General features: G+C 65.6%; 18 protein-coding genes and 1 tRNA gene. 11 read left to right on the forward strand and 8 right to left on the reverse strand.

Features of this window, described 5'->3' with window-relative positions; all coding sequences use genetic code 11:
* On the reverse strand, positions 1–512 hold a 512-nt coding region (locus AC1D14_RS15740), incomplete at its 3' end, for an aldehyde dehydrogenase family protein (protein ID WP_476968739.1).
* A gap of 317 nt (positions 513–829) precedes the next feature.
* Between AC1D14_RS15740 and AC1D14_RS15745 the strand changes: the two genes are divergently transcribed.
* Positions 830–2,305, forward strand: coding sequence for an APC family permease (locus AC1D14_RS15745; RefSeq protein WP_230119228.1), 1,476 nt, complete (start codon positions 830–832; stop codon positions 2,303–2,305).
* On the opposite strand, the gene AC1D14_RS15750 is transcribed toward AC1D14_RS15745, so the two are convergent.
* Entirely contained in the window at positions 2,282–2,953 is a 672-nt protein-coding gene (locus tag AC1D14_RS15750; RefSeq protein ID WP_230119229.1) for an AmiS/UreI family transporter, read from the reverse strand. The genes AC1D14_RS15745 and AC1D14_RS15750 overlap by 24 nt on opposite strands.
* Positions 2,954–3,145: 192 nt before the next feature.
* On the opposite strand from AC1D14_RS15750, the gene gdhA reads away from it, so the two are divergent.
* A complete protein-coding gene (gene gdhA / locus AC1D14_RS15755) occupies positions 3,146–4,483 on the forward strand; it encodes an NADP-specific glutamate dehydrogenase (RefSeq protein ID WP_476968740.1) in 1,338 nt (445 codons plus the stop codon).
* 70 nt (positions 4,484–4,553) lie between these two features.
* On the opposite strand, the gene AC1D14_RS15760 is transcribed toward gdhA, so the two are convergent.
* Complete coding sequence (locus AC1D14_RS15760) at positions 4,554–5,513, reverse strand: AraC-like ligand-binding domain-containing protein (protein WP_230119231.1); 960 nt, start codon at positions 5,511–5,513, stop codon at positions 4,554–4,556.
* A 127-nt stretch (positions 5,514–5,640) separates the two neighbouring features.
* Positions 5,641–6,237, reverse strand: coding sequence for a TetR/AcrR family transcriptional regulator (locus AC1D14_RS15765; protein ID WP_230119232.1), 597 nt, complete (start codon positions 6,235–6,237; stop codon positions 5,641–5,643).
* Between the two features lie 122 nt (positions 6,238–6,359).
* Between AC1D14_RS15765 and AC1D14_RS15770 the strand changes: the two genes are divergently transcribed.
* Positions 6,360–8,276: a primary-amine oxidase gene (locus AC1D14_RS15770; protein ID WP_476968741.1), complete on the forward strand. Its 1,917-nt coding sequence runs from the start codon at positions 6,360–6,362 to the stop codon at positions 8,274–8,276.
* A gap of 10 nt (positions 8,277–8,286) precedes the next feature.
* On the forward strand, positions 8,287–8,754 hold the full coding sequence (locus AC1D14_RS15775; protein WP_230119234.1) for a hypothetical protein: 468 nt from the start codon (positions 8,287–8,289) through the stop codon (positions 8,752–8,754).
* On the opposite strand, the gene AC1D14_RS15780 is transcribed toward AC1D14_RS15775, so the two are convergent.
* Positions 8,751–9,302 (reverse strand): flavin reductase family protein, encoded by a 552-nt coding sequence (locus tag AC1D14_RS15780; RefSeq protein WP_476968742.1) that lies wholly within the window; start codon positions 9,300–9,302, stop codon positions 8,751–8,753. The genes AC1D14_RS15775 and AC1D14_RS15780 overlap by 4 nt on opposite strands.
* 113 nt (positions 9,303–9,415) lie before the next feature.
* Between AC1D14_RS15780 and AC1D14_RS15785 the strand changes: the two genes are divergently transcribed.
* The 5 genes from AC1D14_RS15785 to pstB all read left to right on the forward strand — a co-directional run bounded on the left by AC1D14_RS15785 (position 9,416) and on the right by pstB (position 14,091).
* Positions 9,416–9,655 carry a hypothetical protein gene (locus AC1D14_RS15785; protein WP_476968743.1) on the forward strand — a complete coding sequence of 80 codons (240 nt, stop codon included), beginning with the start codon at positions 9,416–9,418 and terminating at the stop codon, positions 9,653–9,655.
* A 306-nt stretch (positions 9,656–9,961) separates the two neighbouring features.
* Positions 9,962–11,080 (forward strand): phosphate ABC transporter substrate-binding protein PstS, encoded by a 1,119-nt coding sequence (pstS, locus tag AC1D14_RS15790; RefSeq protein ID WP_230119237.1) that lies wholly within the window; start codon positions 9,962–9,964, stop codon positions 11,078–11,080.
* 121 nt (positions 11,081–11,201) lie between these two features.
* The gene (gene pstC / locus AC1D14_RS15795) at positions 11,202–12,134 is read left to right on the forward strand and encodes a phosphate ABC transporter permease subunit PstC (protein ID WP_476968744.1); all 933 of its coding nucleotides are present in this window, start codon (positions 11,202–11,204) and stop codon (positions 12,132–12,134) included.
* Positions 12,135–13,244: a phosphate ABC transporter permease PstA gene (gene pstA, locus AC1D14_RS15800; protein ID WP_476968745.1), complete on the forward strand. Its 1,110-nt coding sequence runs from the start codon at positions 12,135–12,137 to the stop codon at positions 13,242–13,244.
* Positions 13,245–13,311: 67 nt separating this feature from the next.
* Positions 13,312–14,091 (forward strand): phosphate ABC transporter ATP-binding protein PstB, encoded by a 780-nt coding sequence (gene pstB / locus AC1D14_RS15805; RefSeq protein WP_476968746.1) that lies wholly within the window; start codon positions 13,312–13,314, stop codon positions 14,089–14,091.
* Between the two features lie 109 nt (positions 14,092–14,200).
* Here the strand turns inward: pstB and AC1D14_RS15810 are convergent, their stop codons facing one another.
* From AC1D14_RS15810 to AC1D14_RS15820, 3 genes are all read right to left on the reverse strand, one after another.
* Positions 14,201–15,217, reverse strand: coding sequence for an inorganic phosphate transporter (locus tag AC1D14_RS15810; RefSeq protein WP_476968747.1), 1,017 nt, complete (start codon positions 15,215–15,217; stop codon positions 14,201–14,203).
* A gap of 1 nt (position 15,218) precedes the next feature.
* A complete protein-coding gene (locus tag AC1D14_RS15815) occupies positions 15,219–15,836 on the reverse strand; it encodes a DUF47 domain-containing protein (RefSeq protein ID WP_476968748.1) in 618 nt (205 codons plus the stop codon).
* Between the two features lie 255 nt (positions 15,837–16,091).
* On the reverse strand, positions 16,092–16,751 hold the full coding sequence (locus AC1D14_RS15820) for a hypothetical protein (RefSeq protein WP_230119242.1): 660 nt from the start codon (positions 16,749–16,751) through the stop codon (positions 16,092–16,094).
* A gap of 222 nt (positions 16,752–16,973) precedes the next feature.
* Between AC1D14_RS15820 and AC1D14_RS15825 the strand changes: the two genes are divergently transcribed.
* Positions 16,974–17,046: transfer RNA gene (locus tag AC1D14_RS15825), tRNA-Lys, on the forward strand.
* A 142-nt stretch (positions 17,047–17,188) separates the two neighbouring features.
* Positions 17,189–18,199 (forward strand): LacI family DNA-binding transcriptional regulator, encoded by a 1,011-nt coding sequence (locus AC1D14_RS15830; protein ID WP_230119243.1) that lies wholly within the window; start codon positions 17,189–17,191, stop codon positions 18,197–18,199.
* The last annotated feature ends 118 nt before the right edge of the window (positions 18,200–18,317 follow it).

Consider the following 18,317-nt stretch of genomic DNA (forward strand, 5'->3'; position numbering starts at 1 on the left):
GGTTTGACCACCACGGCGTTGCCCATCCGCAGGGCGGGGGCGATCTGCCAGATGGTGATCATCATGGGCCAGTTCCACGGGCCGATCGCGCCGACGACGCCGATGGGCCGGTAGTGCAGTTCGGCGCGGGTTTCGCCGTCGTCCACGACGGTTTCCGCCTCCAGCGGCGTTCCGGCGGCGGCGCGCAGCCAGGCGGCGCAGGCGCCGACTTCGAAGCGGGCGTTGGGGCCGTTCAGCGGCTTGCCCTGCTCGCGGGAGAGCAGGCGGGCGAGTTCCTCGGCGGAGCGTTCGACGGCGTCGGCAGCCTTCAGGAGCGCGGAGCTCCGGGCGTCGTGGCCCAGCGCCGCCCACGCCGGCTGGGCGGCCGATGCGGCGGCAATAGCCTGCTCCAGATCCTGGACGCTGTGGACCGGCGCCTCACCGACTGCTTCTCCGGTGGCGGGGTCAAGGATGGTCCGGGTTTCGCCGGACTCCGGGGTGATCGAGGCCAGCAGGGCATCGTAGGTTTCCATGGGGTACTCCACTTCGAGTAGGTCAGGGACCGCAGGCCGGTGTGGCCTGTCAGCGCTGCTTCAAGCGTGCTCCGCCGCACGCCGCGGGTCTTGTCTATCCGCGAAGGGCTGTTGTGCGGGAGCGAACGGAACGGGATCATATGGGTGTGATTGCGCTCAGGAACAAGAACTGATCGCTGCAAGACAAGCCGCAGCCGGAGGCGACTGCCATGCTGGATTTCACGGTGCAGCCCTTGCCAGGCCCCGGCACCCATCCCAAGTTTTGCAGCACATTCCCCAGCACAATCCCAGCACTCATGACCGTTAAGAAGGATCCAATGAGTATTTCGAATCCCGAATCCCGGACCGCGGAACCCGGTTCCCGCCAGGAACACTCCACCGCCCTGCGCGCAGGCAGCATCGGAGTCCTGGGCATTCTGTTCTTTGTCCTGTCCGCGCAGGCCCCGCTGACCGGAATCGTCGGAGCAGCACCCCTGGCTGCAGCGCTCGGCAACGGTGCCGGCGCCCCCGGCGCGTACCTCGTCGTCGGCATTGTCATTGTGATCTTCGCCGTCGGTTTTGTGGCCATGAGCCGGAAGGTGCAGACCAACGGCGCCTTTTACGCCTACGTCACGGCAGCGTTCGGTCGCAAGGTCGGTGCGGGGGCGGCGTGGCTTGCACTGCTGGCCTACAGCACGGTGCAGGCGGCAATGTACGGGCTGTACGGTGCCGCGTTCTCCGGCCTGCTGGCATCGGCCGGGGTGACGCTTCCATGGTGGCTGCTCGCACTGGTCACCATGGCCGGCGTCCAGGTCCTGGGATCGAAGAACATCGAGCTGGGTGCCCGCGTGCTTGCGGTCCTGGTGGGCCTGGAAGTGGCCATCCTGTTGATGTTCGGATTCTCTGTCCTATTCCACGGCGGCGGCCCCGAGGGGCTGAACATCGGCGCCTCGTTCGCACCGGAAGCCATCGCCAGCGGGGCTCCGGGAGTCGCCATTATGTTCGCGGTGGCGTCCATGTTCGGCTTCGAATCCACGGCCATCTACTCCGCCGAGGCGAAGGACCCGCACCGGACCGTTGCCCGGGCCACTTATCTCTCTGTAGGCATCATCGCCGTCTTCTTCTCCTTCATCACCTGGATGCTGGTCAGTTTCTACGGCCCGTCACGCGTCGCCGATGCCGCAGGCGCCGCATTGGAGTCCGGCGACGCCACATCGTTCGTGATCGGCCCGATCGTGGAGATGTTCGGGCCATGGGCCGGGGTGACCGCCGGAGTCCTGCTGGTGACATCCCTGTTGGCCGGCATCATTGCGTTCCACAACGGCATCAACCGGTACCTTCACTCGCTGGCGCTCCGCGGCTCGATGCCCGCCGTCGTGGCCCGGACCAATAGGCACCGCGCCCCGGCCACCGCGGCCTGGATTCAGACCGCGGTTGCCGCCCTGCTCGTCGCGCCGTTTGCGCTGCTGGGAATGGACCCCGTCCTGACCCTTTTCTCGTGGTTCAGCGGCCTTGCCGTGGCAGCGCTGCTGGTGCTGTACATGCTGTGCTCACTCGCCGTCGTCGCCTATTTCCGCCGCGAACGGGTGACCGGACAGCACTGGCAGACACTGCTCGCCCCCGGGATCGCGTCCCTCCTCCTGGCCTGGGTGCTCTACCTGGTGGTCAGCAACTTCACGTCCCTCATCGGCGGAAGCGCCGAAACAGCCGTGGGGCTGCTGGTGGCCGTTCCCGTGATTTTCCTGGCCGGAGTGCTGGTGGAAGTCCGAGTGGAGAAGCGGGTCCGGATCCTAGAGCCTCAGCCCGCCGGGTAACGGGGGAGCGGGGGCGGCCGCGGCGTCGGCGCGCGCGGCGTCCCGGTGCCGCCCGCGCCACCCGACGCAGCCGGCCAGCAGCAAAAGCGCCACGATGAAGGCCGCCGCCCCCATCACCGCCTCGGGGTCGGTGGGCCAGTGCCCTGTGATGCCCATGAACGCCGGAACCGTGGCTGACGCCTGGCTGGTGAGGACGAGGGACCACCCAATGAGGGGCGTGAGGCGTTCGAACCCCAGCGCCAGTTGAAGGAAGCACAGCATCCACAGGTAGGTCCAGCAGAGCCAGAGAACGGCCAGAAGAGGATCCTCCCCGGACCAGGCCGCGGAGAGCAGGAGGCCGCATGCGCCCACCATCCCGCAGAACCAGCCGAGGCCTTTGGAGCCGAGCCCCAGCAGGAAATCCAGCCCCACATAGACGTACGTCAGGCCGAAGAGGAACATTCCGGCCGCGCCGAGCAGCAGGGGTGTTCCGCCGGCGTCACCACCGCGGCCGCCGGTAATCCCCAGGTACGTGATGCCCAGGATCAGCTGGATGCTGCCGATGACCAGGCTGAACACGGCGGCGTCCCTGCGGGGGAGCAGCTTCAGCGCTGCGAGCCCGTTGATCAGGAGCGCGGCCCCGGAGAGAAGCAGGCAAATATGGGCCATCAGAAGTCCCCCGCCGGGCCGCAACCCGAGGCCATTGTTTTCGTTTCATGGAAATTAGATGTCACAATACGGAGGCTAGTCGAAGACCGATTGGCCATGCGCGGCCCGCGCAGTCACAATTGGATATGTTGAAGTTTCAATAAAAGCGTATGCCGGAGACTTCCCGCGCCCGGTTCGACGTAAGGAATCACCATGGATGCACGGCTCGAGGCCATCAGGGATACCGTCCTGGCCAGAAACCCGGGCGAAGCCGAGTTCCACCAGGCGGTGACCGAGGTGTTTGAAAGCCTGGGCCCCGTCCATGACCGGCACCCCGAGTTCCTCGAAGCCGCCATCCTGGAACGGCTCTGCGAGCCCGAGCGGCAGATCATCTTCCGCGTGCCGTGGACCGACGATGCCGGCCGCGTACAGATAAACCGCGGTTTCCGCGTGGAGTTCAACTCCGCGCTTGGCCCCTACAAGGGCGGTCTGCGCTTCCACCCGTCCGTCTATCTCGGCATCGTGAAGTTCCTCGGCTTCGAGCAGATCTTCAAGAACGCCCTCACCGGCATGCCCATCGGCGGCGGCAAGGGCGGCTCCGATTTCGATCCCCGCGGCCGCAGTGATGCCGAAGTGATGCGGTTCTGCCAGTCGTTCATGACCGAGCTGTACCGCCACATCGGCGAGTACACCGACGTGCCGGCGGGCGACATCGGCGTCGGCGGCCGCGAAATCGGTTATCTCTTCGGTCAGTACAAGCGGATCACCAACCGCTATGAATCAGGCGTCCTGACGGGCAAGGGCATCTCCTGGGGAGGCTCGCTGGTCAGGCCCGAAGCCACCGGTTTCGGCACGGTGATCTTCACCGACGAGATGCTCAAGACCCGGGGAACGTCCTTCGACGGGCAGCGCGTGGTGGTATCCGGCTCCGGCAACGTGGCGATCAACGCGATCGCGAAAGCGCAGGCACTGGGCGCCGCAGTGGTGGCCTGCTCGGATTCCTCCGGCTACATCGTGGATGAGGCGGGAATAGACGTCGGCCTGCTCCGACAGGTCAAGGAAGTGGAACGCGGACGCCTCAAGGACTACGTGCTGCGCCGTTCCGGCGTTTCCTACGTGGAGGCCGGCTCGGTGTGGGACGTCGACGCCACAGTCGCACTGCCGTGCGCCACGCAGAACGAGCTCGACGGCGATGCTGCCGCGAGGCTGGTCCGCAACGGGCTGCTCGCCGTCGGTGAGGGTGCCAACATGCCCTCAACCCGTGAAGCCGTGGCGGTGTTCCAGGATGCTGGCGTGCTGTTCGGCCCCGGCAAGGCCGCCAACGCGGGCGGCGTGGCCACGTCGGCGTTGGAGATGCAGCAGAACGCGAGCCGTGACTCGTGGTCCTTCGACCATACGGAACAGCGCCTCACGGACATCATGGTGGGCATTCACCACCGCTGCGCCGCGACTGCGGACGAGTACGGACAACCCGGCAATTACGTGCTGGGCGCGAACATTGCAGGCTTCGTCAAAGTGGCTGATGCCATGCTGGCCCAGGGGCTGATCTAGGGCCTGGGCAGGGTCCCGTATGCGGTACTCGACCGCTGAACCCCGTCCGCCGGGCCGGGAGTTCGGTGGGTCAGGCGCCGCGCCGCCAGTCGCTGGGGGATTCGCCGAAGGCGTCCCGGAAGGTGCGGCTAAAATGCGCTGCGTCCAGGAATCCCCAGCGCGCTGCCACTGCGCCCACTGAGGTTCCGGAATGTAGCGGGTCCCTGAGGTCGCGGCGAACCCGTTCAAGCCGCCGGCTCCGGATCCAGCTGGCAACTGTTGTGCCCGACTCGTGGAAGACGTTGTGCAGGTGGCGCGTCGAAATGAAATGGGCCGCCGCAATGCTGGCCGGTGACAGCTGCGGATCCGCGAGGTTCGTGTCGATGTATTCGCGGACCGATGTCGCCAGCACCATCTGGGGCTTCATGCTGTCCGCGGCCAGGTCCAGTTCCGAATGGAGCATCGTTGACACGAGGTCAAGGGTATTGGCGGCCAGCCGGGAACCGCTGGGGCCGCTGAGCGCCTCGAGATTGCCGGCGAGCTGCGCGATGAACGGTCCCACAATACTGGTCAGCCCGTGCCCGGCGGCCAAGCGGACCGCGGAAAGCTGCCCCACGTAGTCCGGCGGCAGGGACAGCGAGTCGTGCGGGAACATGACCACCATCATCCGGGCCTGCTCTTCGAACGCGAGGGTGTAGGGGCGGTTGGTGTCGTAGATGGCCAGGTCCCCGGGGCGCAGCACGGCTTCGCGGTTGTCCTGGATGAGGAGGCCGGTCCCCTCCAGCTGGAGGTTGAGCTTGAAATAGCGCTGGTCCGACTGCGCCAGGAGGGCCGGTGTGCGGTGGACGCTGTGGGACGTGGACGACACCTCCACGATGCACATGCGGTCCAGAACCCTGGACCGCATGCGGCCGCGGAAGGAGTCGGGGCGGTCCGTCTCCGCGGTCAGCGGCACGAAGGACTGCGCCACGAGGTGTCGCCAGTGGTCAAACGACGCGGCCACGTTGGAGGTGAGGTCCTGGCCCACCGGGCGGACTGTTGTTGCAGACATTGGATGTTCCTGACGACGGACGGCCACCTGAATTTCGGTCCCCAGACTGTGTCCTGGAACACAGTCATTTCAGGTTAGCGCCGAAATTCCGCCGTGTCATCTTTTTTCGACGCATGTCGAAAAAAGATCAGTTCTTCGCCTCCAAGAGAGTCAGGAACGCCTCCAGCTGTTCGCTCAACCCCGGATCTACCTGCCCTTCGGGGGCCAGGGCGGCGGCGATCTGCGCGCCCAGCAGCATGTTCAGGAGGTGGCCGGCCACCGCCGCGTCGTCGACGGCGGCACTGACGGTTCCGTACTCCCGCGCCTGCGCCAGGTACTCCAGAATCGCCGCGTGCCACTGCTCCATGGACTCCCGGTGGATGGCGGCCTTTTCCGGATCGTTGATGGCTTTTTGCCAAAAGGGAATGACAATCCGCGCTTCACTGACGCGTTCGGAGTCCAGTGGCAGCACCTCAACACAGAAGGCCCGCAGCGCCGGGATGCCGGTCTTGCCTGCGGTCACTTCCCCGATGCGCTCATTGGTCCGGTTGAAGACGTGGCCGAAGGCGAACGTCAGCAGGGTGTCCTTGGTGGGGAAGTACGGTTTCAGGGCGCCGTTCGCGAACCCGGCCTCGAGTGCGATCTCCCTCATGGTGGCGCCTTCAATGCCCAGCCGGGCGATGATCCGCCAGGTCGCATCCACCAGCTCCAGACGCCGTTCATCATGGTCAACAATCTTTGGCACGCTGCCGCTCCCCGGAAATATGTGGCATCTGGCTATTGTGAGCCATCTTACGGACGGTTATTCTCTACAACTATAGAAAATAAAAATCCCGACCGAACCACGGTCCCGGACAAAGGTCGCTCATGACACTCGCACCAGCTGACACAGCCACCCAGTACCGCCTGGCAACGGGCACTGAAATCACCGACGTCCAGGGCATCCTCCGCGCCGGGGGACTTCTTGGCCCGGAGAAGCGCATAGCGTACCTCGGCCTGCTGGATCCGGCCCGGGGCGCGGCTCCGGATACCCAGGACCGGCGCTTCCGTGTCTTCGTCCATGATGTGTCCGGCGGACGACCCCTGGATGTCACGGTCTCCGCCACGAGCGGCACGGTGACCGCCGCCGTCGAACTCGACACCGCCGCCACGGGCGAACTGCCCGTCCTGGAAGAGGAGTTTGAAGTCGTTGAGGAACTGCTGGCATCTGACGAGCGCTGGCTGGCCGCGCTTGCGGCCAGGGGCCTTGACGTCGCCAAGGTCCGCGTCGCGCCGCTCTCCGCAGGCGTCTTTGAGTACCCCGATGAAAAAGGACGCCGCATCCTCCGCGGCCTGGCTTTCGTGCAGGAGTTTCCGGAGGACAGCGCCTGGGCGCACCCCGTTGACGGACTGGTTGCCTACGTGGACGTCGTCAGAAAAACCGTGACGCAGGTGCTGGACACCGGAGTGGTCCCCGTTCCGGCAGAGCACGGCAACTTCACCGACCCGGAGCTCACCGGACCGCTTCGCACGTCCCAGAAACCCATCAGCATCACGCAGCCGGAGGGACCCAGCTTTACCGTCGCGGGCGGAAACCATGTTGAGTGGGAAAAGTGGAGCGTCGATGTCGGCTTCGATGTCCGCGAGGGCGTGGTGCTGCACAACATTGCGTTCCAGGATGGCGACCGCAAGCGGCCCATCATCAACCGCGCATCCATTGCCGAGATGGTGGTTCCCTACGGCGACCCGTCGCCCATCCGGTCCTGGCAGAACTACTTCGACACCGGTGAATACCTGGTGGGCCAGTACGCCAATTCGCTCGAACTGGGCTGTGACTGCCTCGGCGACATCACCTACCTCAGCCCCGTGATCAGCGACGCGTTCGGCAACCCGCGCGAAATCCGCAACGGCATCTGCATGCACGAGGAGGACTGGGGCATCCTGGCCAAGCACAGCGACCTTTGGTCAGGCATCAACTACACCCGCCGGAACCGCCGACTGGTCATTTCCTTCTTCACCACCATCGGCAACTACGATTACGGCTTCTACTGGTACCTCTACCTCGACGGCACCATCGAGTTCGAGGCCAAGGCCACCGGCGTCGTTTTCACGAGCGCGTACCCGGAGGGCGGCTCGGACAATATCTCGCAGCTGGCGCCGGGCCTGGGCGCCCCCTTCCACCAGCACCTTTTCAGCGCCCGGCTGGACATGGCAATCGACGGGTTCACCAACAGGGTGGAAGAAGAGGATGTAGTCCGTCAGGCCATCGGGGAGGGCAACGAGCGGGGCAACGCCTTCTCGCGGAGGCGGACCCTGCTGGCCCGGGAGTCCGAAGCCGCCCGTGAAGCTGACGCCCGCAGCGGCCGGACCTGGGTCATTTCCAACCCGGGCTCAAGGAACCGCCTGGGGGAGCCCGTGGGCTACAAGCTCCACACCGAGGCTCAGCCGACCCTCCTGGCTGATCGCGACTCCTCCATCGCCAAGCGTGCGGCATTTGCCACGAAGGACCTGTGGGTGACCCGCTTCGCGGAAGACGAGCGGTACCCCACCGGCGACTTCGTGAACCAGCAGGCCGGAGGAGCGGGCCTGCCCGCCTACATTGCCCAGGATCGGGACATCGACGGCCAGGACATTGTTGTCTGGCACACCTTCGGACTTACCCATTTCCCGCGGCCCGAAGACTGGCCGATCATGCCCGTGGATACGGTGGGGTTCAAGCTGCGGCCGGAGGGCTTCTTCGACCGCAGCCCGGTCCTGGACGTTCCCGCTTCAGCCCAGGCAGCCGGCGGCCACTGCCATGGTTAGCAGCTAGCTCATGACACCGATTCAGGCATGGGGCCGGGCAGCCGGGCCCAGGCTCCACTCGCGGATGTGCGCCGCCGTGACGGCCGGCTCCTGCCTCCTCCACCTGTGGCTGGTCGCCGGCAACCACCATGCGCTGTGGCTGAACCTCTCGATGCTGGCCATGGTTGCCGTATGCCTGCCGTGTTCGGTGCACATCTGGCGACACGTCCGCGTCGGCACACTCCACCGCGTCATGGCCTCCGCCCTGGCGATGGCGCTCCTCCACGCTGTCCTGCTCCTCGCCGCGGGACCGGCCAGCCACAGCCACGGAACGGCGGCGGCCGTCGGAGCCGCCGGCATCGCCGGAACCGAGGCCTTTGCGGAAACTGCCGCAGCCCCCTCGGCTTCGCTGGGTGTCATCGCCCTGGAGATTACGACGGCGCTGCTCGCCGCCACCCTCGTCGCCCGGCTGCGCCGCGGTCAGGTCGCATGCGTTTAGGGTGCCAGGCGGTGGTACTGGGAGCCGAAATGGATGAGCGGATCCACGGCCTCGGCCGCTGCAGCATCACTGCCCATGGCCAGGACCTCGCCCACAACGAGCAGGTGCGTGGCGGCCGGATGGGTCGCAACAGTCCGCAGTTCGAAGTAGGCGAGCGCTCCGTTGAGGATCGCCGATCCGGTGGCGGGACCCCGGCGGTAGGGAACCTGGGCGAGCATCCCCTGTAGCGGAATCCCGGGACTGGCCAGCCAGTTCGCGGCGCCCTGATGCTTGCCGCACAGCAGGCTCAGTGCCCACGTTCCCGCCTCCGCCACCGCCTCGCCGATCCGGGACTCCGCATAGAGGCTGACCAGCAGGGTCGGCGGATCGTAGGAGACGGAGAGGAAGGCGCTCACCGTGGCTGCGTAATCGCGGTTCCGCAGGGACGTGGAAACGACGGCCACGCCGGCCGCGATGTCGGCGCTGAGCCTGCGGTACAGATCAATGTCCGCGTCCGACGGCGGCCCGCCGGCCAGGCGATGGGCGTCCAGGTCTCCGGGGGTCTCCATAACGCACATCGTGCCACGCGGCGGCCACGCCTGCACCCGTTCTCTGCAGGGAAGGCTGCTGATCACCAGAGCTGCATCTTTCACCGGCACGAGCACAGTGGGAGCATGCAACCATGAGCGAAAACACAGAACCCAGGCCGGAAAACCCCACTGCGGATCAGCCCAGCACTGAACGGCCAGGCACTGATCAGGCCGGTCCTGACGGCGAGGAAAAGAAGGCACCCGCCGAACGCCATGACGATCACAGCGCACCGTACACGCACCAAACGCGCACCGTGGGCCAGCGGCGCCGGGATTCAGAAGAGAAGCTCCAGCAGCACCAGAAGGACGCCCGCGACAAGCCGGAACACTGAGCCCGGGCCCACGCTCCGGGCCGGCACGCCACTGCTGTACCTGCCCTGCATCACAAAACCCCTTCCCAAATTTAGCCGTGGCGCAATGCGACGCCCGACCCACTACGACTGAGGCGCGTCCAGCGCAATGGGGACCCTGCATGTGTAAGCCAATATGCCGCCGTCGTTAATCCTCCGTTCACCTTGGACCCCAATACTCGTTACCTGGGACCCCTAACTTCAATGAAGGTACACAACGTACGCAGCTCCCAATCCGAACGTCTCCGGTTCGGATCGCATCAGAAACCCTGGAAGGGGTACACCCAAGTGAAGGCACTCCGCTTCGGCCGCCACGCGGCAATCGCTGTCATCGCCGCTGGCGCACTCGCGCTCACAGCCTGCGGTTCAGACAACGCCACGAATTCCCCGGCAGGCACCCAGTCCGCTGCCGGCACCAAGGTCACCGGCACCCTGACCGGCATCGGCTCCTCCGCGCAGGGCGCGGCCATGGACGTCTGGAAGACCAACTTCGCCACCGCAAACCAGGGCGCCACCGTGCAGTACTCCCCGGACGGTTCCGGCGCAGGCCGCAAGGCCATCATTGACGGCTCGGCGCAGTTCGCCGGTTCCGATGCCTACCTTAAGGACGAGGAGCTCACCAAGGCCAAGGACCAGTGCGGCCCGGACGGCGCCATCGAGGTCCCCGTCTACATCTCGCCGATCGCCATCGCCTTCAACGTGCCGGATGTTACGGACCTGAAGCTGGATGCCTCCACCGCGGCCAAGATCTTCCGCGGCGAGATCGCCAAGTGGAATGACCCGGCAATCGCCGCCATGAACCCGGACGCCAAGCTTCCGGACCTCAAGGTCACCCCGGTCAGCCGCTCTGACGACTCCGGCACCACCAAGAACTTCACCGAGTACCTCTCCGCTGCGGCTCCCGACGTCTGGAAAGACAAGGCTGACGGCGTGTGGCCCGCTTCGCTGAAGGGCGAGAACGCCAAGGGCACCTCCGGCGTCGTCAAGACCGTCACCGACACCCCCGGCGCTGTCACCTACGCCGATGACTCCGCTGTCGGCGGCAAGCTGGGCACCGCCGAGATGAAGGTCGGCTCCGAGTTCGTCAAGATCTCCCCGGAAGCCGCCTCCAAGGCTGTGGACCTCGGCAAGGCTGTCGAGGGCCGCGGGGCCAACGACGGTGCCATCAAGCTGGACCGCACCACCACGGAATCCGGCGCCTACCCGGTAGTCCTGGTTTCGTACCACATTCTCTGCAGCACCTACGCCAAGCAGGAAACCGTCGATCTGGTCAAGGCCTTCGAGAAGTACGTACTCTCCGAAGAGGGCCAGAAGGCCGCTGCCGAGTCCGCCAAGTCGGCTCCGCTGTCCTCCACCCTGGCCGAAAAGGCCGTCAAGTCGGTCGAGTCCATCAAGGTCAAGTCGTAAGGTTTGACCCAAACGGCCGAGTTCCCCGCCCCGCCGCAAGGCAGGGCGGGGAACTTAGCCGTGTAATTCGCAGCTTCGAAAAGTTCCGCACTCCCGCAACATCAACACCGAAGGGCCAGGTATGACCACCACCTCCCTGACCAACCCCCAGGGCGCAGGACGTGCCGGGGATAAAGTCTTCTCAGGGGCAACCTTGGCGGCAGGGTGCCTGATCCTCGCCGTGCTGTTTGGCGTTGCGCTGTTCCTCGTCATCCAGGCCATCCCGGCATTCACTGCCCCTGCGGAGGACATCCAGGGCGGCCAGGGCTTCTTCGCCTATATCTGGCCGATCGTCGTGGGCACCCTTATCGCCGCCATCATCGCCCTGGTCATCGCCACCCCCGTGGCCATCGGCGTCGCGCTCTTTATCTCGCACTATGCCCCGCGCAGGCTGGCCTCGGGCCTTGGCTATGTGGTGGACCTCCTGGCCGCCATTCCGTCGGTTATCTACGGCGCATGGGGTGCCGCCTTCCTGGCCAAGGAAATCGCGCCTGCCTACGAGTGGCTCGCGAAAAACCTCGGCTGGCTGCCCATCTTCCACGGACCGGCTTCCTCCACGGGCAAGACCATCCTGACGGCGGGAATCGTGCTGTCCGTCATGGTCCTGCCCATCATCACGTCGCTGACCCGCGAGATCTTCCTGCAAACCCCCAAACTGCACGAAGAGGCCGCCCTTGCTTTGGGCGCCACGCGCTGGGAAATGATCAAGATGGCAGTCCTGCCCTTCGCCCGCCCCGGCATCATCAGTGCGGTCATGCTGGGCCTCGGTCGCGCCCTCGGCGAGACCATGGCCGTTGCGCTGGTGCTCTCCTCTGGTGCTCTCACCGCCAGCCTGATCCAGTCCGGCAACCAGACCATCGCCGCCGAGATTGCGCTGAACTTCCCCGAAGCGGGAGGCCTGAAAGTCGCCACCCTGATCGCCGCCGGGCTGGTCCTGTTCGTGATCACCCTGGGCGTGAACATGGTTGCCCGCTGGATCATCACCCGGCACAAAGAATTCTCGGGAGCAAACTAAATGACCTCCACCCTGACCCCGGCCCGCAAGCGGTCCGCACTCACCAAGGGCCAGTTGCCAAAATTCGCCCCGTACGCCGTCCTGGCCGTAGCGCTGGTCCTCGGGGCGGCCATCCTCGCGCTGATCGGCTTCAACGCCTTCGGCTGGGGCATCGTCTCCGCCATCCTCTTCGCCGCTGGCCTGGTGGGCTGGAGCGCGGCCGTGGAAGGCTCCCGCAAAGCCAAGGACAAACTCGCCACATGCCTCGTGGTGGGCTCCTTCCTGATCGCGCTGCTCCCGCTCATCTCCGTCATCTGGACCGTCCTGGTCAACGGCATCCCGGGCATCATCACCCCCGGATTCCTCGGCACGTCGATGAACGGCGTCACCGGTGTCTATGACAACAAGGCCGCGGAGGGCGGCGCACCCGTCCTTGGCGGCATCTACCACGCGCTGCTCGGCACGGTGCAGATCACCCTGCTGGCCACGGTCATTTCCGTGCCGGTGGGCCTCCTCACCGCCATCTACCTCGTGGAGTACGGCAACGACCGTTCCGTGGCCCGCGCCATCACCTTCTTCGTAGATGTCATGACCGGCATCCCGTCCATCGTGGCAGGGCTCTTTGCCGCCGCCTTCTTCTTCGCCGTGGTAGGCCCCGGCACCAAAACCGGTGCCGTCGCCGCCGTCGCGCTTTCCGTGCTGATGATCCCCGTGGTGGTCCGCTCCAGCGAGGAAATGCTCAAGATCGTCCCCAACGAGCTCCGCGAGGCCGCCTACGCCCTCGGCGTCCGCAAATGGCGGACCATCCTCAAAGTGGTCATCCCGACGGCGATTTCCGGCATCGCGTCCGGCGTCACCCTGGCGATCGCCCGCGTGATCGGCGAGACCGCCCCCATCCTGGTGACTGCAGGATTCGCTACCAGCATCAACAACAATGTGTTCGGCGGCTGGATGGCCTCCCTGCCCACGTTCATCTATACGCAGATCCTGAACCCCACCTCGCCGTCCAACCCGGACCCCTCCTCGCAGCGGGCCTGGGGCGCCGCCCTGGTGCTCATCATCCTGGTGATGCTCCTGAACCTCGGCGCACGCCTGATTGCCAGGGTCTTCGCCCCGAAGACCGGCCGCTAGGCGGGCCGTTTCCCGCCGGGCCGCCGGGACCTAGACTTCAATCCATACCAGCAAGTTAAGGAACATCATGTCCAAGCGCATCGACGTCAAAGACCTGAACGTCTACTACGGCAACTTCCTGGCCGTCGAGGACGTCAGCATCAACATCGAAGCCAAGTCCGTCACGGCGTTCATCGGCCCCTCCGGCTGCGGCAAGTCCACCTTCCTGCGGACCCTCAACCGCATGCACGAGGTCCTTCCGGGTGCCCGCGTCGAGGGCGAAGTCCTGCTCGACGGCGACAACCTGTACGGCCCGGGCGTGGACCCCGTCACGGTTCGCTCCCAGATCGGCATGGTCTTCCAGCGGCCCAACCCGTTCCCCACCATGTCCATCCGGGACAACGTGCTGGCCGGCGTGAAGCTGAACAACCAGAAGATCTCCAAGGGCGAGGCTGATACCCTCGTGGAACGCTCGCTCCAGGGCGCCAACCTGTGGAACGAAGTCAAGGACCGGCTGGAAAAGCCCGGCTCGGGCCTGTCCGGCGGCCAGCAGCAGCGCCTGTGCATCGCCCGTGCCATCGCCGTGGAACCGCAGGTGATCCTCATGGATGAGCCGTGCTCCGCCCTGGATCCGATTTCGACCCTGGCCGTTGAGGACCTTATCAACGAGCTGAAGGACCAGTACACCGTGGTGATCGTGACCCACAACATGCAGCAGGCAGCGCGCGTGTCCGACCGGACGGCGTTCTTCAACATTGCCGGTACCGGCAAGCCGGGCAAGCTCATCGAGTTCGCCGAGACGAGCACCATCTTCAACAACCCCAGCAACAAGGCCACGGAAGACTACGTCTCCGGCCGCTTCGGATAAACCCCTTCGCGCAGCTAAGCGACTTCGCGGCGGCCACGCCGCCCGCTAAACACCCATCGGTTGTTCCGTGACTGGCCAAGTGAACAGTTACGGAGCAGCCGATGCGCGGTTAAGCCCCGGTGAGCGGAGAGAGCGCAAGCGCCAGCACGAATGCTCCGGCTGCCGTGGCAGCGGGGGTCAGGACCCACAGCGAGAGGATGTGCACCACTAGCCTCCGGTGCGTTCCGGACACGTGCTGGTTTTCCCCAGCACCGAGCACCCCTGACGTGACGGTGTGCGTGGTGGAGATGGGCCAGTGGAGCCCGATGGCTCCGATGAAGAGCAGGATGGCGCTGAAGCCCTGCGCAACCACCCCGCGGAGCGGATCTATCCGAATGAGCTTGTATCCCACCGTGTGGCAGATCCGCCAGCCCCCGAACAGCGTGCCGACGGCGATCATGACCGCCGAGAGCATCACTACCCAGAACGGGACCGAACCGCCGTCGCCGTACCCCGCCGCCAGGGTGGCCAGGAGGAGGACGGCGCTGACACGCTGACCGTCCTGGAGTCCGTGGCCGAACGCGACGGCGCCCGCAGCTATTGACTGGGCAGCGCGGAAACGCTGATTGACGACGCTCGGCTGCGCATACCGGGCTGCCCACGTGACAGGGAAGACCAGCAGGTAGGCGCCAATGAACGCGATGACCGGGGAGAGGGCCAGCGGGAGCACCACCTGGAACAGGAGAGACTGATCCACGCCGCTTACGGAGTTTCCACCCACCAGCACACTCGCGGTTCCGGCGCCGGCCAACCCGCCAACCAGCGCATGGGTGGAGGACGAGGGCACACCCCGCCACCAAAGGAGCAGGCCCCAGATGCAGGCGCTGGCCAGCCCTGCCACGAGGACAGTGAGACCGCTGTCGCCCTGCGGCAGAGTTACCCAGTTTTGGCTGATGGCCACCGCCAGGCCGGCACTCAGCAAGGCGCCCACGAAGTTGAAGACGGCCGCCAGCAGCACCGCGACAGTTGGCGTCAGAGCACGGGTCCGGACGGCCACGGCCACGGAGTTGGAGACGTCCCTGAAGCCGTTAATGAAGGCGAAAGCCGCGGCAAGAACCACCACAAGCCCGAAGATGAACGCCGTCACCTTATGATTCCTTGACGATGATGCTGCCTACCTGGGTGGCGATGCGCCGCATGTCCTTGGTGACATCCACCAGCTGGTTGGCGATGTCCCTGTTCCGGGCATACTGCGCGGACTTCATGTCCTTCAGCATGTCCGCCACCCAGACCCGGTGCGTCCGTTCAGCACGTTTGGCCAGCCGCACGATCTCGATCCAGTAGTCCTCAAGTTCGTCCAGGTCATTCAGCCGGCGCATGGCGTCCGCTGTGAGCTCGGCCTGGCGGCTGATGATCTCCAGCTGATCCGCCGCGCGCTTCGGAAGCCGGTCCAGCTTGTACAGCGCCACCAGTTCAGCGGCGGCGTCCAGCCTCTCCATGGCCTCATTGAGGCACAGGGACAGCCCGTACATGTCCTCGCGCGGGAGCGGGTTTACAAAACTGGTCCGCATGTGGGTCAGCAGGGCGAAGTGCAGTTCGGCGGACTTGGCCTCGTGGTTGTGCATGTCGTCCACGAGCCGGTCATGCTCGGTGGCCGGCGCACCCAGGATTTCCGCCATGGTGGCACTCGCGAAGACAATCTGCCGGGCCAGCTGCGAAAGGAGGTTCAGCCCCGCGGGCTCCTGGGGAAAAAGGCGCAGCTTCATGAGTACCGGTCTCCGGAGGATCGTCAGGGCGGGGAACCGCGGCCCGTATGACTTGACGCCGGCCCGCAGCTAGTCAGTACTTTACCGGCAGCTGCATCCGGGCATGAAAATGGTGCCGAACCGGATACGCCTCTCGGCGGTAGGCCGCTCTAGGCGGCTAAATGTTGAAGCCCGGGGGTTTCGCGGCTCGGCACCAGTTTCAGTGTTCTACTTTGGCGGGACCAAGTCAACATTGACAGATCCGGTCCGATGGGGTCAGTCCAGCTCGCCCAGCCGCCACGCATTGGCTGCATGTTCAAGATCCTCGGCGGTCTTCACCAGCAGGTGCGAATTCCGCGTCAGCTTGCGTGCGTGGCTCTCGTTGCTGTGGTCCGCACCGTCGGCCAGGGTGGCCTGTCCCAGCGCAACAACCCGGCAGAAGGCGGCCGAACGCTCCAGCGCGACATCGAAGTCGCCGTCGAATGCTCCGGACAAGATGGCATCAGCCATGGTCTTCATTTCGTCGGCCCCTGGCGGCTCAGCGGCTCCCGCCACGACGTTGGAGACCTGGGCCGTGTCCTTGCCTGCCTTGAAGTAGACCGAGATGCGTTCGGGGTCCTGGACCGTCGCCGCGCGTAGGGCGTACAGCCGCCACAGGGCGCCCGGCAGCGAGCGTGCAGGGCTTTCGGCCCACATCTCGGCGATGGCTTCGAGGCCCTGCTCGTCGGCCAGCTTCACGAGGCGGCTGGTGATGACGGGATCGTCGCTGTCGCGGCCGTGGCGCACCAGCGCCTGGGCCGCCAGGTGGGCCGCTTCGGAGACCCGTGCCGGATCCGCACCGCCCGCGAAAGGCTCAAAATCAATGGGCGCAAAAGGCTTCGGTTTGTGGTGCCGTTCCGCCCCGCCCGGACCGCTGGTTCCTGCTTTCTCGCTCATGGTCCCACGCTACTCCTGTGCCGGACGGTAATCGAGCGCGGGGTTTTGGCCCCCCGGGGGCAGCGTCGCGGCCGCCGGCGGGACAGAATTGAAAACGACGGCGGCGGCGGCAGGCCCGTCAGTAAGGCGCCGCGGACTGCGGTACAGTATTAAACGTCCAGAAATGGACTGGAACTGACACGCGTCTTGTGTGCCGCTGGCACGCGCTTCAACGGTCAGTTTGGGCCTTTAGCTCAGTTGGTAGAGCATCGGACTTTTAATCCGTGGGTCGTGGGTTCGAGCCCCACAGGGCCCACTCTTTTAGCGAAGAGTGGAAAGTCCCCGGTTCCCTGGCAACAGGAAACCGGGGACTTTTTGTTTGCCCTCTTTGTGCCTTCTTTCTGCCTTCGGCGGGTGCCTATTCGTGCTTGTGCCGCCGAGTCGCGCAGAATAAGCCCATGACGAAAAGCAACGCGCGGCTGCCGCGGCTTGAGGATGTGGCGGAACTCGCCGGGGTCTCGCACCAGACAGTGTCCCGCGTGATCAACAACCACCCCAACGTCAGCAAGGCCACGCGCGAGCGGGTCGAAGCGGCCGTTGCCGAACTGGGTTACCGGCGCAACACGGCGGCGCGGAGTCTGGTCACCCGACGCTCCCAGACCATCGGCGTCCTGGCCAGCGAGCTCTCCCAGTACGGTCCTGCCAATACGCTGCTGGGGGTTGAACAGGCGGCCCGGAACGCCGGCTACTTCGTCAGTATCGCGGCGCTGAAGTCCGTCAGCCGTGAATCCATTTTCGACGCCGTCAGGCACTTCATGGACCAGTCCGTCGACGGCATCGTGGTGAGCGTGCCCCACTCCGAAACCCTGCTCGCCCTCGCGGAACTGAAGCTCGGTGTACCGGTAGTGGCGGTCGGTTCGCTGGGAAACGACGCCGTGAGCGGCGCCATGGTGGACCAGACGCGGGGGGCCGAACTCGCCGTCGGGCATCTAATTGACCTGGGCCACCGGCGGATCGGGCACGTCGCCGGACCGCAGGACTGGATCGACGGTGTAGCGAGGGCCGAGGCCTGGAGCGCCGCCCTGCGTACCGCGGGCCTTGAGGACGATCTCCTGATGACTGGTGACTGGAGCGCCGGCAGCGGCTACGAGATCGGCAGGAAGCTCGCCGCGGAACGCACCGCCACCGCGATTTTCGTGGGGAACGACCAGATGGCGCTTGGCCTGCTGCGCGCCTTCAATGAGGCCGGAGTCCGCGTGCCCGAGGACGTCTCCGTGGTCGGCTTCGACGACCAGCCCGAGGCGGGCTACTTCACGCCGCCGCTCACCACGGTCCGCCAGGACTTCGAGGAGCTCGGCCGGCGCTGCATGGATCTGATGCTGACCGCTATCGGGGACGGCGACGGCGTAAGCGCCACGGTGGTGGAGCCCGAGTTGGTGGTGCGGCGCAGTACCTCTGCCCCCGCCTGATCGCCGCACTCCAGCCCAATCCGCCCGGCTGATCGCCCCCGTCTGATCCGCCCCGGCAGAAATTTCCGGCGTCCCAAATGCACCCGGGCTGGTAAGCTGATTGTTAGCGCTAACGTCG

It is taken from the genome of Arthrobacter sp. P1_B11, from assembly GCF_056406715.1.

Coding starts and splice junctions, on each gene's coding strand:
- AC1D14_RS15745 (WP_230119228.1), top strand. CDS start 830: ATGAGTATTTCGAATCCCGAATCCCGGACCGCGGAACCCGGTTCCCGC.
- AC1D14_RS15750 (WP_230119229.1), bottom strand. CDS start 2,953: ATGGCCCATATTTGCCTGCTTCTCTCCGGGGCCGCGCTCCTGATCAAC.
- gdhA (WP_476968740.1), top strand. CDS start 3,146: ATGGATGCACGGCTCGAGGCCATCAGGGATACCGTCCTGGCCAGAAAC.
- AC1D14_RS15760 (WP_230119231.1), bottom strand. CDS start 5,513: ATGTCTGCAACAACAGTCCGCCCGGTGGGCCAGGACCTCACCTCCAAC.
- AC1D14_RS15770 (WP_476968741.1), top strand. CDS start 6,360: ATGACACTCGCACCAGCTGACACAGCCACCCAGTACCGCCTGGCAACG.
- AC1D14_RS15775 (WP_230119234.1), top strand. CDS start 8,287: ATGACACCGATTCAGGCATGGGGCCGGGCAGCCGGGCCCAGGCTCCAC.
- AC1D14_RS15780 (WP_476968742.1), bottom strand. CDS start 9,302: ATGGAGACCCCCGGAGACCTGGACGCCCATCGCCTGGCCGGCGGGCCG.
- AC1D14_RS15785 (WP_476968743.1), top strand. CDS start 9,416: ATGAGCGAAAACACAGAACCCAGGCCGGAAAACCCCACTGCGGATCAG.
- pstC (WP_476968744.1), top strand. CDS start 11,202: ATGACCACCACCTCCCTGACCAACCCCCAGGGCGCAGGACGTGCCGGG.
- pstA (WP_476968745.1), top strand. CDS start 12,135: ATGACCTCCACCCTGACCCCGGCCCGCAAGCGGTCCGCACTCACCAAG.
- pstB (WP_476968746.1), top strand. CDS start 13,312: ATGTCCAAGCGCATCGACGTCAAAGACCTGAACGTCTACTACGGCAAC.
- AC1D14_RS15815 (WP_476968748.1), bottom strand. CDS start 15,836: ATGAAGCTGCGCCTTTTTCCCCAGGAGCCCGCGGGGCTGAACCTCCTT.
- AC1D14_RS15820 (WP_230119242.1), bottom strand. CDS start 16,751: ATGAGCGAGAAAGCAGGAACCAGCGGTCCGGGCGGGGCGGAACGGCAC.
- AC1D14_RS15830 (WP_230119243.1), top strand. CDS start 17,189: ATGACGAAAAGCAACGCGCGGCTGCCGCGGCTTGAGGATGTGGCGGAA.